The following is a 14,356-nucleotide window of genomic DNA, read 5'->3' as shown; positions in this document are numbered from 1 at the left end:
GCTGCTCGCAGGCGGATCGCAACGCTATTCGTTGGCTGCCGCGCCGGGGTCCGCCTTCATGATGCTGATGCGGCCCGCTTCCACCTGCCACATTAGTTCGTTCTCGACGGTTGTCACGTAGATGGGCTTGTCGTAAGACAGGCTCATGAATACGTGGAACTGCGTCGGCGTCGGAGAAGTGAGATGGCTGACTACGAATGCCACCGGGTTGGACTTGCTGGTGTCTATCGCCAAGCAGGACTTCGTCTGGCTGAAATGTTCCGATTTTCTATCTTTCTCGAATGGGAAAAAGCGGAACTCGTGGAAACCGCCCAGCGGAAAGATGTTGACGTCAGTCCTTCCGGGAAGCAGCTTGACGACGAACTGCCTCTTTCCATCGACGATCTCGATGCCGACAGAATGGTTGTAGTTCTGTGCGCAGCGTAGCCACTTGTCCGATTTCAATACCATGTCGCGGTACTGCACCAGGAAGCGGTCGTAGTCGTTGAGTTCGCGCCCCGGCTCGTTCAAATGCAGCTGGACAGTAGGTGGATCGGTCGACAAGGTGACGAGTGCGTCGACGAATGAGACTTGTTCGCTCCCGCTGCCCTCCGTGTAGGCCACCACCCATTGGTTGCCTTCGGCATCCTGCTGCGAAGCCAGCCAGCCGGTACCCTCGGGGTGCGATGCGGCAATGCCTTTCTCAACGAGCGTATCCGTACTTACCCAGACGGCTCGATCTTGCTGCTGCAGCAAGTAGCCCAGGGTCTGCGCCTTGCGAACCGCTTCGACGTGGGCGGGAGGCACGCTCTTGTCGACGTCGGTTCCTGCGGCAATTGGCTGGCTATCCTGCGAGGAGGCAGTCGGGGAGCACGCCAGCAGGCCGAGCAGTATGCTGCAGCGCAACGCTGACGAGCCCCGCACCTCAGTTGCCCTTGTGGATCGCGCGCTTGTCCACGGCCAGCGCCGCTTCGTGCACCGCTTCCGACAGGGTCGGGTGCGCGTGGCAGATGCGCGCGAGATCGTCGGCAGAACCATTGAACTCCATCGCAACGACTCCTTCGTGGATCATCTCGGAGACGTTCGCGCCGCACATGTGCACGCCGAGGATGCGGTCGGTTTCCGCGTGGGCGATGATCTTCACCATGCCGGCGGTTTCGTTCATCGCGACGGCACGGCCGATCGCGGCGAAGGGGAAACTGCCGACCTTGTAGTCGACGCCTTCGGCCTTGAGTTGGGCTTCGGTCTTGCCGACCCAGGCGATTTCCGGCTCGGTGTAGATGACCCAGGGCACGGTGTCGAGGTTCACGTGGCCCGGCAGGCCGGCAATCAATTCGGCGACGGCGATGCCTTCTTCCGAAGCCTTGTGCGCGAGCATCGGGCCGCGTACGCAGTCGCCGATCGCCCAGACGCCGTCGGCGCCCGTCTTGCAATGATCGTCGACGACCACTCGACCGCGCTCATCGAGTTGCACGCCGGTGCCTTCGGCCAGCAGGCCGGCCGTGGCGGCCTTGCGGCCCACGGCGACCAGCAGCTTGTCGACGACCAGCGTCTGTTCGCCACTGGCGTCGGCGTAGGTGAGATGCACTTCCTCGCCCTTGATTTCGGTCTTGCTGACCTTGGCGCCAAGCTTGATGTCGAGGCCCTGCTTCTTGAACTCTCGTGCGGCGGCCTTGGCGATGTCGGCGTCGGCGGCGGCCAGGAATTCCGGCAGCGCTTCGAGGATCGTCACTTCGCTGCCGAGACGGCGCCACACGCTGCCCATTTCCAGGCCGATCACGCCGGCGCCGATCACGCCGAGGCGTTTCGGCACGGTAGTCACGTCGAGGCCGCCGGCATTGTCGAGGATCAGCTTGTTGTCGTACTTCGCGAACGGCAGTTCGATCGGCACGGAACCGGCGGCGAGGATGACGTTCCTCGCCGAGATTTCCGCGACCTTGCCGTCGTGGCCCTTGATGCTGATGAGCTTGCCCGGCTTGAGCGTGGCGAAGCCGGCGATCGGCGTCACCGGATTGCCTTTCACGCCCTTGAACAGGGTGGTGATGCCGCCGGTGAATTGCTTAACGATCTTGTCCTTGCGCGCGATCATCGCCGGCACGTCCATGCGGGCATTGTCGGCGCTGATGCCATGATCCTTGAACGAGTGCGTCAGGTTGTGGAACTGGCGCGAGGAGTCGAGCAGAGCCTTGGACGGGATGCAGCCGACGTTTAGGCAGGTGCCGCCCAGCGCGGGTTTGCCGTCCTTGCCGATGAACGCATCCACGCACGCCGTCTTCAGGCCGAGCTGCGCGGCGCGGATCGCCGCCACGTAACCGCCCGGACCGCCACCGATCACCACGACATCGAACTGCTCGCTCATGAAATTCCGATCCTTGTTTGCATCGATCCGCGCGAAGCCGCGCGGATTGGAGTGGGAGACCGTCTATGCCTTAGATGGGGGCGCAGGGCGCGCTTTTCCAGTCTCCGGCGCGACAGCGGGCAACTGTCGGCTCAGAGGCCGAGCAGCATCCGGTGCGGGTTTTCCAGCTGGTTCTTGATGTCCACCAGGAACAACACCGCATCCTTGCCGTCGATGATGCGATGGTCGTACGACAGCGCGATGTACATCATTGGCGCGATCACGACGACGCCGTTCTCGGCGATCGGACGTTCCTTGATGGCGTGCATGCCGAGGATGGCCGACTGCGGCGGATTGACGATCGGCGTCGACATCAGCGAACCGAAGGTGCCGCCGTTGGTGATCGTGAAAGTGCCGCCCTGCAGGTCCTCGAGCTTCAGGCCGCCTTCGCGCGCCTGCTTGGCGTAACCGGCGATGGCGCCTTCGACGTCGGCGAAGGACATGTTCTCGACGTTGCGCAGGACCGGCGTGACGAGACCCTTGTCGGTGGCGACCGCGATCGAGATGTCGGCGTAGCCGTGATAGATCACGTCGGTGCCGTCGACCGAGGAATTGACGATCGGGTGCTTCTGCAGCGCATTGGCGGCAGCCTTGGCGAAGAAGCTCATGAAGCCGAGCTTGATGCCGTGCGTCTTCTCGAAGGGCTCGCCGAGTTCCTTGCGCATCGCCATGACCTTGCCCAGGTTCACTTCGTTGAACGAGGTGAGCATGGCGATCGAGTTCTTCGACTGCATCATGCGCTCGGCGATGCGCTGGCGAATGCGGGTCATCGGCACGCGCGACTCGGGGCGCGCGCCACCACCACCCTTGACGTGGTTGACGAGGTCTTCCTTCGTCACCGCGCCCTTGCGGCCAGTGCCCGCGACGTCAGCGGGGTTGACATTGTTCTGCGCGGCGTAGAACGCGGCGCCCGGCGGCAGGCCCGTGGTATCGGTCTTGGCGGCAGGTGCGGCGGCCGGAGCGGCAGTAGCATGGGCCGGTGCAGCGGCCGCGGGAGCCGCGGCAGCCGGGGCGGGCGCAGCGGCTACCGCACCCTCTTCGATGATCGCGATCACCTGCGAGCTCGTCACCGTATCGCCCTGCTTGAACTTCAGTTCCTTCAGCACGCCGTCGACCGGCGAAGGCACTTCGAGCACGACCTTGTCGGTTTCGAGGTCGAGCAGGTTTTCGTCGCGGCGCACGCTGTCGCCGGCCTTCTTGTGCCAGGTGGCGATGGTGGCGTCGGAAACGGATTCCGGCAGGACGGGAACTTTGACTTCGATGCTCATGGGCTGGGCCTTGGTGAAGTATTCGAGTGAGAGTGTTCGGTTATTCGGCCGTATGTTCGCCATTGGCCTTGTTGACCAGGGCGTCGGCGAGCAGTTGCGCCTGTTCGGCATTGTGCGAATTCAGATGGCCGCAGGCCGGCGCGGCGGAGCGTGCGCGTCCGGCGTAGTGCAGCTGCTGGCCGCTGCCGAGGCAGGCGCGCAGGTGGTGCTGGATCTGGAACCAGGCGCCCTGGTTCTGCGGCTCTTCCTGGCACCAGACCACTTCGCGCGCATTGGGGAAGCGCTTGAGTTCAGCCGCGAGCTCGGTGCGCGGGAACGGATACAACTGCTCGACGCGTACGACGGCAACGTCGCTGATGGCCTTGCTTTCGACCATCTCCATCAAGTCGTAATAGACCTTGCCGCCGCAGACGACGACGCGGCGCGCCTTGAACGCGTCCTTGCACAGGCTGTCCGGGATCAGGTTCTGGAATCCGCCGTTGGCGAGGTCGTCCATCGACGAGACGGAAAGCTTGTGCCGCAGCATGGACTTCGGCGTCATCACGATCAGCGGCTTGCGCGTCGGGCGCAGCATCTGGCGGCGCAACATGTGGAACATCTGGGCCGGCGTGGTCGGCGTGCAGACCTGGATGTTGTTCAGCGCGCACAACTGCAGGAAGCGCTCCAGACGCGCCGAACTGTGCTCGGGGCCCTGGCCTTCGTAGCCGTGCGGCAGGAACAGCACGAGACCGCAGAGACGACCCCATTTGGCCTCGCCCGAGCAGATGAACTGGTCGATCACCACCTGGGCCCCATTGGCGAAATCGCCGAACTGGCCTTCCCAGATGTTCAGCGTCATCGGCTCGGCGGTCGAGTAACCGTATTCGAACGCCATCACCGCTTCTTCCGACAGCAGCGAGTCGATCACGAGCGCGTGCTCCGGATCCTTCACCAATTGGCGCAGCGACATCGTCGCTTCGCCCGTGGCCTGATCGTGCACGACCGCATGGCGATGGAAGAAAGTGCCGCGGCCCGCATCCTGACCGACCAGGCGAAGACGGTAACCTTCGGTCAGCAGGGTGGCGTAGGCGAGATTCTCGGCGAAGCCCCAGTCCATCGGCATTTCGCCGGCGGCCATCTTGCGGCGGTCTTCGTAGATCTTGGCGACGCGCGGATGCAGTTTCAGCGTCTCCGGCAGCGTGTTGATCTTCTTCGCCAGGTTGTCGAGCGAGAAGCGGGCGATGCCGGTCTTGACCGTGTCGCTGAGCTTGCCGTGCAGGAAGGGCGACCAGTCGATGGCGACGCTGTCCTTGTCGGCGGCGGCCAGTTCGGTGGTGACTTCGCCCTTGTCGAGCTTGTTGCGATAGCCGTCCACCAGCGCCTTCGCGGCGTCGGCCGGGACCACGCCCTGCGCGGCCAGCGATTCGGCGTACATCTCGCGCGTGGTCTTGCGGGCACGGATGTTCTGGTACATCAAAGGCTGCGTCGCCGCGGGCTCGTCGGCTTCGTTATGGCCGTGGCGGCGATAGCAGACGAGGTCGATGACGACGTCGCGGCCGAAGGTCTTGCGATAGTCGAACGCGATCTGCGCGCAGAACGCCACCGCTTCCGGATCGTCGCCGTTCACGTGCAGCACGGGCGCGCTGACGATCTTGGCCGGGTCGGTGCAGTACAGGGTCGAGCGCGTGTCGTCCGGGCGCGAGGTGGTGAAACCCACCTGGTTGTTGACGACGATGTGCACGGTGCCGCCGACCTTGAAGCCGCGGGCCTGCGACATCTGGAACAGTTCCATGATGACGCCCTGGCCGGCGAAGGCCGAGTCGCCGTGGATCAGCACCGGCATTACCTGGGCGCAATCGTCGCTGCGGCGCATCTGGCGCGCACGCACGCTGCCGGCGACGACGGGGTCGACGATTTCGAGGTGCGAGGGATTGAAGGCGAGGGCGAGGTGCACCGGGCCGCCCGGCGTCGCCACATCGGCCGAAAAGCCCATGTGGTACTTCACGTCGCCGGAATGCTCGGGCGTGTCCGGGTGATCGAACTTGCCTTCGAATTCGGCGAAGAGTTTCTGCGTCGGTTTGCCCAGCGTGTTGATCAGCACGTTCAGGCGACCGCGATGGGCCATGCCGATGATGATGTCCTTGACGCCTTCGCCGCCGGCGCGGCGGATCAGCACGTCCATCAACGGGATCAGCGAATCGCCGCCTTCGAGCGAGAAGCGCTTCTGGCCGACGTACTTGGTGTGCAGGTAACGCTCGAGGCCTTCCGCGGCCGTCAGGCGTTCGAGGATGCGCTGGCGATCGGCGGCGGCGAAACCGTACTTGCCGGCGGCGCCTTCCAGGCGCTCCTGCAGCCAACGCCGTTGCGCGGCGTCGGAGATGTGCATGAACTCGGCACCGATGCTGCCGGAATACGTCGCCTTCAGCTTCGCGATCAGGTCGCGCAGCTTGAAACGGTCCGCGCCGAACTGCGTGCCGGCGGCGAACTCGCGATCGAGGTCGGCGTCGGACAGCCCATGGAACCCGAGTTCGAGATCCGGCGCGGGTTGCGGCGGCGTCATCGCGAGCGGGTCGAGTTTCGCGGTCAGATGACCGCGCGAGCGATAAGCGGTGACGAGCTTGCCGACGGCGGCCTGCTTGCGCGCGCCCTCCTCGTCGACCGCGCCGCCGGTTGCGTACTTGGCCGAAGCGGCGGCGCGTTGCACCTGCGCCATGACGGCGGAATGCGGAACATCGCCCGCTTCGCGGCCCTTGAAGCCGTCGAAATAGGCCTTCCACTTCGCGCCGACGCTGTCGGGATCGGCCAGGTACTGCTCGTACAGGTCTTCGATGAAGCCGGCGTTGCCGCCGGAAAGCTGGGAGGACTGAGAAAACTGCTTGATCAGGCTATCCACGGCGTCCGCTCGGGCCCCTCAAGACTGCAGGCCAAGTCATTGTTCGGGTTGGAATTCGGGGTCCCGTCCGAAACCACCGGACAGGGCCGATGATTATAGCGCGAGGCTCAGGGCCTTTAGTACCGGCGGTGCCGACCGAGACCAGCCCTCGGGCTCAGATGCCCAAGGTCCGGAATTCGGTGCACGGACGGCAACGTTCCCAGACCCGCTGGAAATGCTCGAGCAGCTGCCGGTTGCGTGCGGGCAGGGCCTCGCACCATTCGCCATCGAAACGACTGCCGAGCAGGCGGAACAGGTAGCCGTCGCGATCGTTGGCCAGGTAAACCGAGGGGTATTGCAGATCTTCCGGGTCCTGCGGCGTGCGCAGCTGGAACGCCGAACTCAGGCGTTGCGCCAGGGCCAGCATGGGGTGCGGCTGGTTCTGCACCACGCTCGGGTTCTGCACGAGGATGCGAACGGTGCCGCCCCGACCCGAGATGGCGAATTGTTTGAACGCCTCGACGACCGCTGCTTGCGCGAATACCGCCGGTTCCAGGTCGCGGGTGTAGACGACCAGATCGCGACGGGCATCCACCGCGAGGAGCCGAACGGCCTCGATCACGGACTCGACCTTGTCGAACTCCATCGGCCGTCCCGAGGGGCCTCGCGCCGGCGCCGGCGCGCGCTGCGAGGGCGGCAAGGGGGCAAGTTCCAGGAACATCGTCTGGTGTTCGATGCCGGCCTCGTCGAAGCGTTCGCCCTGCGGCTGGAAGCCGAATTTTTCGTAGAAGCCCATGGCCGAAACTTGCGCGTGCAGGCTGACTTCGGCCCAACCGAGTTGCCGGGCCCGCTCGATCAGTTCGCGCAACAGGGCATCGCCGACGCCTCGGCCGCGCCATTCCTTCAGTACGGCCATGCGACCGATCTTGTGCTCGGGCGTCAGCCGCCCGGTGCCGATCGGCCGGTTCTGCGAGTCGCGGGCGAGCACATGCTGGCATTGCGGATCCAGCTCGTCCCATTCCATGTCCAACGGGACCTGTTGTTCGACGACGAAGACGGTCTCGCGGACATGTCGCAGGTCCTCGAAATCGGCCCGGTAGTCGGCCGGTTCCACGCGGAAATCGTCTTCGGGCAAATCGGTAGCGCTCATGGCGCCATTCTAGCCAGCGCGGCCGCGGCGCGCCCTCTTCGCACGCTGGAGCTGGTAAACGCCGGCGGTCAGCAACGAGGCGACGGCCTCGCGGCCGGCCTCGTCGAGCCGATCGAGCGCGCCGGCATCCAGCGATTCGGCGGCCGCGAGCAGCTTCGCCGAGGCCTGGCCCATCGCATGCGATTCGCCGTTGACGAACAAGCGCGCCTTCCGGCCGAGCCGCGACCACGCCGCGCGCGCGAAGGGATGGCGCAGCAGCAGGCCGCCTTCGCCCAGTGCCTTGGTCGCATCGGCGAAGGAAGGCGTGCGCGTAGGCGGTGCGATCTCGCCCGACGCACGATAGCGCGTGATGAAGCGCCCGAACCATTCGCGCGTCTGCGCTTCGTCCATCGTGCGCAAAGCGGACAACGCGCCTTCCACGCGAGCCATCGCGTCGTCGCCGATTTCGAAAGCATCGTCGGGCGCCAGCAGGTCCGGATCGGCATAACGCGATTCTTCCGGCAGCTGCGCGGCCAGTTCTTCGGCCAGGTCGACCACCAGTTCGGCCTGCGAGGGCGCGCGCATGCCGATCGAGAAAGTCATGCAGGCATCGACGGCCTCGCCATGGTGCGGAACGCCGGGCGGCAGGTAGAGCATGTCGCCAGGTTCGAGCACCCAATCGTGCGAAGGCGCGAAACGCTGCAGCAGCTTCAGTTCGACATCTGGACGGAAGTCCCTGGGGGCATCGGGATCGACATCGATCTGCCAGCGCCGACGGCCAAGCGCCTGCAGCAGGAAGACGTCGTACTGGTCCACGTGCGGTCCGACCGAACCGCCCGGCGTGGCGAAACTGATCATCACATCGTCCACGCGCCAGGCCGGCAGGAAACGGAAATGCGTCAACAGGGCACGCACGTCGGCGTCCCACTTGTCCATGTCCTGGACCAACAAGGTCCAGTCCTTGTCGCCCAGTCCGGGGAATTCCTCTTCCGCGAACGGGCCGTTGCGCAGGGTCCAAACGTTCTTGCGCCGGTGATAGGTGACCAGGCGCGCCAGCGCCGCTTCTTCGCAGGCCAGCCCGGCCAGGTCTTCCGGGGCGAGAGGTGCGACGTAGCCGGGAAAGGCCTGCCGAATCAACAGCGGCTTCTTCTGCCAATAGTCGCGCAGGAAATCCGCGATCGGCATGCCGAGCGGATGCTTCTTGCTGGCGGCGACTTCGATCACGGCTTGGCCTTCGCGCGATGTTCTTCGGCCAGCCGCGCCTCGAGCCTGTCCATCGCATTGGCCGCATACGTCTTGCAGCCATCGGGCTCGGCCAGGGGATCGGTCGCACCGGCTCCGAGCCGCGACCACATCGCGCTAGCGCTGGGATGCGGGGTCAGCAAAACATCGCAGGGCAGGGCGGCGACGGTCTTCAATGTCCGGCGGAACGCGGCCAGATATTCGGGATGATCGGAATAGCGATACTGCTTGTCGGAAATCGAACTCAGGCTGTCGACGTAGGCGATGCCCCGGCAGTCGCTGCCCTCGCACGAGGTCCAGGTCCAGCTCGTGCCGCCGGGCGAATGCCCGGGTGTCGCATGCGCCTTCAGTCGAAGCCTTCCGATCTCGAGGATTTCGCCGTCGGCGAGCGCGCGAAGTCGCGACACGACGGGAAGGCTGTTGAGGTCCAGGAACTGCGGATCGCTGCGATCGCTCTTGCCGCGCGCGAGCACGGTCAGCGTTGGAGCACGGACGACGACGTCCGCGCCCGTTGCTTGCTGCAACGCCGCCAAGCCGCCGGCATGATCGTGATGTTCGTGGGAGTTGAGGATCAGCTTCACATCGCGCGGGTCGAAGCCGAGCGTGCGGATGTTGGCGAGGATCAGGGTTGCGCCTTTCTCCGTGCCGCCATCGATCAGTACGTGGCCAGCGTCGGAGGTGATCAGGACCGCACTGATGCCGCAGGTGCCGACGAACCAGGTATTGCCATGGATTTTCAGTGGCTGCGCGGGGTCGTTCCAGCCGGCGTCGTCCTTGCACGCCTGAGGCGCGGGCGGCGTCGCTTCGGAAGCCGCACAGGAAAACGGAAGCGCCAGTAGCAGTGCGACGAGCCCGCGACGCGACAGGCGCATGCTCAGATTTCCCGCGCCAGGCGCTCGGCCAGGCCGGTATAGCCCGCTGGCGTCAGCGCGATCAGGCGTTGCTTCGCATCGTCCGGAAGATCCAGGCCGGCGATGAACTGGCGCATTGCTGCTTCGTCGATGCCCTGGCCGCGCGTCAACGCTTTCAGCTGTTCGTACGGGTTCGGCAGCCCATGACGGCGCATCACGGTTTGCACCGGTTCGGCCAGGACTTCCCAGGCGGCATCGAGATCGGCCTGCAGTTTTTCCGGTGCGACGGTGAGTTTGCCCAAGCCCTTGGCCAGCGAATCGAAGGCGACGAGGCTATGGCCGAAGCCCGTGCCCAGCGCGCGCAACACGGTGGAATCGGTCAGGTCGCGCTGCCAGCGGCTGATCGGCAGCTTCGCGCTGAGATGTTCGAACAGGGCATTGGCCAATCCTAGATTGCCTTCGGCGTTCTCGAAGTCGATCGGGTTGACCTTGTGCGGCATCGTGCTCGAGCCGACCTCGCCCTCTTTCAGGCGCTGGCGGAAGTAGCCGAGCGAAATATAGCCCCAGATGTCGCGGCAGAGGTCGATCAGGATCGTATTGGCGCGTCGCATGGCATCGCCGATCTCGGCCACGCAATCGTGCGGCTCGATCTGGGTGGTGTAGGCGTTGAAATGCAGGCCGAGCCCCTGCACGAAATCCTGAGCGAGCGTCGGCCAGTCGACGCCCGGGTAGGCGACGACATGGGCGTTGTAGTTGCCGACCGCGCCATTGATCTTGCCGCTCAGACGCACGCTGGCGATCTGCGCGCGCTGGCGCTCGAGCCTGGCCACGACATTGGCCAGCTCCTTGCCCAGCGTGGTCGGCGACGCGGTCTGCCCGTGCGTGCGCGACAGCATCGGCATCGCGGCGTGCTGATGCGAGAGCGCGCGCAGGTCGCCGATCAGGCCATCCAGGGCCGGCAGGAGGGTGCGATTGCGGGCTTCTTCCAGCATCAGCGAATAGCTGAGGTTGTTGATGTCCTCGCTGGTGCAGGCGAAGTGCACGAACTCGAGCGCGCCGCGCAGTTCGGCATCGCTGTCGATCTGCTTCTTCAGGAAATACTCGACGGCCTTGACGTCGTGGTTGGTCGTACGCTCGATCTTCTTGACCTCTTCCGCCTGCTCGGGGCTGAAGTCGGCGGCCAGCGCGCGCAGGCGTTGTTTCGCCGCTTCGGAGAAGGCCTGCAATTCGACGATGCCCGGCTCGTCGGCCAGGGCGATCAGCCATTCGACCTCGACGCAGACGCGGGCCTTGATCAATCCGTACTCGGAGAATACCGGACGCAGCGCGTCCACCTTGCCGGCATAACGGCCATCGAGCGGGGACAGGGCGAGCAGGGTGGCGTGCGACATCGGGGATTCCGTGGAGAGACAGGGGGCGGAGCCGTTCCGGCAGAGGCGGGTCAGGCGCTCGCGATGCGCCAGGAACCGAACCGCCCGACATTTTACATGCTCCCGAGCGGCGACCGCGGCCGCTATGCTGTCGATACCCGTTTCCGGAGCCCGAGCATGGCCGGTAAGACCCGCAAGGTTCACGACAGCATGGGCGAGATGCTGGTTCCCGCCACTGCGTTGTATGGCGCCCAGACACAGCGTGCCGTCGACAACTTCCCGATTTCCGGCCTGCGCATGCCGCGCGCCTTCATCCGCGCCTTGGGCGAGATCAAGGCCGCGGCGGCGACGGCCAATGGAGACCTGGGCTTGCTCGAGCGCGGCATCGCCCGAACGATCGTCGGGGCGGCGGGCGCGGTGGCCTCGGGCGAACACGACGCGGATTTCCCGGTAGACGTATTCCAGACCGGTTCCGGCACGTCGAGCAACATGAATGCGAACGAGGTGATCGCGACCCTGGCGTCGCGCGCACACGGCAAGCCGGTGCATCCGAACGACCATGTCAATCTCGGGCAAAGCTCGAACGACGTGATCCCGACCGCGATCCAGGTATCGGCCGCCCTGCGTTGGCACGATGCCTTGCGTCCCGCGCTGAAGCATCTCCGGAAGACGATCGAGTGGCGCTCGCGCAGCCTGCGCGACGTGGTCAAGACCGGCCGCACGCACCTGATGGATGCGATGCCGCTCACGTTGGGACAGGAGTTGTCGGCCTGGTCGGCGCAGCTGGCTTCGGCGATCGAGCGCCTGGACGACAGCGCCGCGCGTTTGCATCGCCTGCCGCTCGGCGGCACCGCCATCGGCACCGGCATCAACGCCGACCGGCGTTTCGGCAAGCGCGCGATCGCGCAACTGCGCCAGCGCACCGGCGTGCGTTTTTCGCAGGCTTCCAACCTGTTCGAGGGCATCGCTTCGCAGGATGCCGCCGTCGAATTCTCCGGACAACTGGCGGCCCTGGCGACGGCGCTGAGCAAGATCGCCAACGATCTGCGCTGGATGAACTCCGGGCCGTTGGCCGGCTTGGGCGAAATCGAACTGCCGGCACTGCAGCCGGGCAGTTCGATCATGCCGGGCAAGGTCAATCCGGTGATCCCGGAATCAGTGGCGATGGTTTGTGCCCAGGTGGTGGGCAATCACGCCGCCATCGTTTTCGCCGGCGCCAGCGGCAATTTCCAGTTGAACGTGATGTTGCCGGTGATCGCGCACAACCTGCTGCAGTCGATCGAATTGCTGTCCACGGCATCCGTGCAGTTGGCCGACAAGGCGATCGCCGGATTCGTCGTGCGCCGCGACCGGCTGGACGAAGCGCTGGCGCGCAATCCCATCCTGGTCACGGCGTTGAACCCGGTGATCGGTTATGAAGCCGCCGCCGCGATCGCCAAACGGGCCTACAAGGAAAACCGCCCCGTGCTCGATGTGGCCGTCGAAATGACGGGGTTGCCGGAGAAAAAACTGCGTGGCCTGCTCGATCCGAAGGCGCTGACGCGAGGCGGCATCGGATCGGGCGGGGGCGGCGGTTAGTCCGGATCGCCGGTAGCCGCAGGTTCGGCCATGCAGGCATTGCAGGCCGTATCAGTATAGCGCTGGCGACAGAAGCCGAGGACTTCGTCGCGCCCGAACTGGCCCAGGGACTTCCGGTATTCGCCGCAGCCCTCGGCATCGATGCGTGCGACTTCCGGCCGTTGCTCGATCACGCGACCGGCTTGCACGGTGGTCAGGCGGCTGCCTTCGCCATCCGAGCGCAATTCGATCTTGTCCTTGCCGTGCCACAAGGCCAGGGCCGAACCCGTGTCCGGGCCGGCGACGAATAGCGTCGCCTGCCGCTGGCGCGTATCCAGCGTCAGCGCCACGTTGCCCGACGCATCGAAGGTGACGTAGCCGCCGCGCTCCTGGCCGGTATCGTCATAGAGGATAACGCCCGCGGCTTTGTCGCCGCGCGGTACGACGCGGCCCTGGACCACCGCATCCGGCACGTCTCCGCTGATGCGCACGCGCGGTACGCCGTCGGCATCGACTATCACCAACTCCTTCAGGCGCATGCTCTCCGCCGGTCGCGAGGCATTGGCCTGGCCGATGGCGATGAACACGATGCAACAGGCCAGCAGCAGGGTTTGCAGCACGAACAGTGCCCTGAGGCGGCGTTGCGAGGTTTCGCACGAAGCAAGGCGCTGCGCGATTTCGGTGACCATGGCGGTTCTCCTGGGTTGCGGCGGATGCGATGTCCTAGGGATGTCCGAGCGCCCGGCAGGGTTTAATCGCGGGCGTCAGGGCGATTGCGGCGGCAGGAAATTGTCGGCGGGCAGCGCGCTGATCGCCGGCCAGTCCGTCAGCTTGTCGTGCGCGATCTTCTCGGCTACCAGGCGATAGCCCACGGTGTAGCCCGCCCATTGCGGGATGCCGGCGGCCGGATTGCCGAACATGGCTCCCATCAAGACTTGCGGGCTGCTATCGCCGTAGAGCGGCGCGAACGTTTTCAGGGTGGACCGGTACTGGTCCGCGCTCAGGGCATCGATCCAGGGCGCCGGATGTTCGCCGAAGGCATGCTTGGCGAAATTGTCGGCTCGGCCTTCGAACACCAGGTACTCGCCCAGCGTGAACGGCTTGTTCGGATCGAAATGATGTTTGGCCCAGTAGCTGTGGTGCAGCTCGTGTGCGAGCACGTAGGGCAGCAGCTTGGCCCAATCGCTGCCCGGATGCAGCTTGACGATGATGCGGCCGCTGCCGGCGGTCAGCGCCATGACGCCGCGCATCTTGTCGCGCGCGAACGCATCGTCGGGGCGGGTGAAATCGACGCAGAGGCTCAACTTATCCTGCGGCAGTTCCTGCTGCACGCGATCGAAGGCCTGCTGCGCGATGGCTTCGAACTTTGCGCGGTCGAAATCCTTCTCGGCCGCTTCGCGTTCTTCGCGCGTCATGCGCGGGTCCGGTGCGTAGCCGGGCGCCAGCATCGCGAATTCGCCGCCTTCGGCGCAGCGGGTGAACCAGGCTTTGCCGGTAGCGTCGCCGGCGTCGGCCGGGGCGTCGAGAACCTGGGTATTGGTGTAATGGAAATCGATGGGCTGCGCGGCGAAAGCGAGAGCCGGCGACAGGGCAGCCAGCAGGATGAGATGCTTCATGGTTCGAACTCCGTTTCGTGGGGTGGCATCGGCAATGACGCGCCGGCCGGCAGGATGTGACGGGTTCACCTGGAAAAACGCCCCGGAGATCCGGG

Annotated in this window: 11 protein-coding genes; 1 reads left to right on the top strand and 10 read right to left on the bottom strand. The window is 65.3% G+C overall.

Going from position 1 to position 14,356, the window contains the following annotated elements; all coding sequences use genetic code 11:
* Positions 1 to 24: 24 nt before the first annotated feature.
* The 8 genes from QM707_RS01245 to purB all read right to left on the bottom strand — a co-directional run bounded on the left by QM707_RS01245 (position 25) and on the right by purB (position 11,109).
* Entirely contained in the window at positions 25 to 885 is an 861-nt protein-coding gene (locus QM707_RS01245; protein WP_415000057.1) for a hypothetical protein, read from the bottom strand.
* 19 nt (positions 886 to 904) lie between these two features.
* On the bottom strand, positions 905 to 2,338 hold the full coding sequence (gene lpdA / locus QM707_RS01240) for a dihydrolipoyl dehydrogenase (RefSeq protein WP_415000056.1): 1,434 nt from the start codon (positions 2,336 to 2,338) through the stop codon (positions 905 to 907).
* Positions 2,339 to 2,469: 131 nt separating this feature from the next.
* A complete protein-coding gene (sucB, locus tag QM707_RS01235) occupies positions 2,470 to 3,645 on the bottom strand; it encodes a dihydrolipoyllysine-residue succinyltransferase (RefSeq protein WP_415000055.1) in 1,176 nt (391 codons plus the stop codon).
* A 40-nt stretch (positions 3,646 to 3,685) separates the two neighbouring features.
* On the bottom strand, positions 3,686 to 6,517 hold the full coding sequence (locus QM707_RS01230) for a 2-oxoglutarate dehydrogenase E1 component (protein ID WP_415000054.1): 2,832 nt from the start codon (positions 6,515 to 6,517) through the stop codon (positions 3,686 to 3,688).
* A 154-nt stretch (positions 6,518 to 6,671) separates the two neighbouring features.
* Entirely contained in the window at positions 6,672 to 7,646 is a 975-nt protein-coding gene (locus QM707_RS01225; protein WP_415000053.1) for a GNAT family N-acetyltransferase, read from the bottom strand.
* A 9-nt stretch (positions 7,647 to 7,655) separates the two neighbouring features.
* Positions 7,656 to 8,849, bottom strand: a complete 1,194-nt coding sequence (locus tag QM707_RS01220) for a JmjC domain-containing protein (protein WP_415000052.1) — start codon at positions 8,847 to 8,849, stop codon at positions 7,656 to 7,658.
* Positions 8,846 to 9,739 (bottom strand): subclass B3 metallo-beta-lactamase, encoded by an 894-nt coding sequence (gene bla / locus QM707_RS01215; RefSeq protein ID WP_415000051.1) that lies wholly within the window; start codon positions 9,737 to 9,739, stop codon positions 8,846 to 8,848. Before bla ends, QM707_RS01220 begins: the two co-directional genes overlap by 4 nt.
* 2 nt (positions 9,740 to 9,741) lie before the next feature.
* Positions 9,742 to 11,109 (bottom strand): adenylosuccinate lyase, encoded by a 1,368-nt coding sequence (gene purB / locus QM707_RS01210; RefSeq protein ID WP_415000050.1) that lies wholly within the window; start codon positions 11,107 to 11,109, stop codon positions 9,742 to 9,744.
* 156 nt (positions 11,110 to 11,265) lie between these two features.
* On the opposite strand from purB, the gene QM707_RS01205 reads away from it, so the two are divergent.
* Positions 11,266 to 12,666 carry a class II fumarate hydratase gene (locus QM707_RS01205; RefSeq protein WP_415000049.1) on the top strand — a complete coding sequence of 467 codons (1,401 nt, stop codon included), beginning with the start codon at positions 11,266 to 11,268 and terminating at the stop codon, positions 12,664 to 12,666.
* On the opposite strand, the gene QM707_RS01200 is transcribed toward QM707_RS01205, so the two are convergent.
* Together QM707_RS01200 and QM707_RS01195 are read right to left on the bottom strand one after the other, a co-directional pair.
* A complete protein-coding gene (locus QM707_RS01200; protein ID WP_415000048.1) occupies positions 12,663 to 13,334 on the bottom strand; it encodes a hypothetical protein in 672 nt (223 codons plus the stop codon). The two genes, QM707_RS01205 and QM707_RS01200, sit on opposite strands and share 4 nt — an antisense overlap.
* A gap of 75 nt (positions 13,335 to 13,409) precedes the next feature.
* Positions 13,410 to 14,261, bottom strand: a complete 852-nt coding sequence (locus QM707_RS01195) for a DUF2268 domain-containing putative Zn-dependent protease (RefSeq protein WP_415000047.1) — start codon at positions 14,259 to 14,261, stop codon at positions 13,410 to 13,412.
* Between the last annotated feature and the right edge of the window lie 95 nt (positions 14,262 to 14,356).

Source organism: Arenimonas sp. (assembly GCF_047602345.1).
Lineage (GTDB): Bacteria > Pseudomonadota > Gammaproteobacteria > Xanthomonadales > Xanthomonadaceae > Arenimonas.
This window is presented reverse-complemented; position numbering and strand designations above follow the sequence as displayed.

What these genes read in the sequence shown, in the direction of transcription:
- bla (WP_415000051.1), bottom strand. Translation starts at nt 9,739, where the DNA reads ATGCGCCTGTCGCGTCGCGGGCTCGTCGCACTGCTACTGGCGCTTCCG.
- lpdA (WP_415000056.1), bottom strand. Translation starts at nt 2,338, where the DNA reads ATGAGCGAGCAGTTCGATGTCGTGGTGATCGGTGGCGGTCCGGGCGGT.
- QM707_RS01195 (WP_415000047.1), bottom strand. Translation starts at nt 14,261, where the DNA reads ATGAAGCATCTCATCCTGCTGGCTGCCCTGTCGCCGGCTCTCGCTTTC.
- QM707_RS01200 (WP_415000048.1), bottom strand. Translation starts at nt 13,334, where the DNA reads ATGGTCACCGAAATCGCGCAGCGCCTTGCTTCGTGCGAAACCTCGCAA.
- purB (WP_415000050.1), bottom strand. Translation starts at nt 11,109, where the DNA reads ATGTCGCACGCCACCCTGCTCGCCCTGTCCCCGCTCGATGGCCGTTAT.
- QM707_RS01225 (WP_415000053.1), bottom strand. Translation starts at nt 7,646, where the DNA reads ATGAGCGCTACCGATTTGCCCGAAGACGATTTCCGCGTGGAACCGGCC.
- QM707_RS01205 (WP_415000049.1), top strand. Translation starts at nt 11,266, where the DNA reads ATGGCCGGTAAGACCCGCAAGGTTCACGACAGCATGGGCGAGATGCTG.
- sucB (WP_415000055.1), bottom strand. Translation starts at nt 3,645, where the DNA reads ATGAGCATCGAAGTCAAAGTTCCCGTCCTGCCGGAATCCGTTTCCGAC.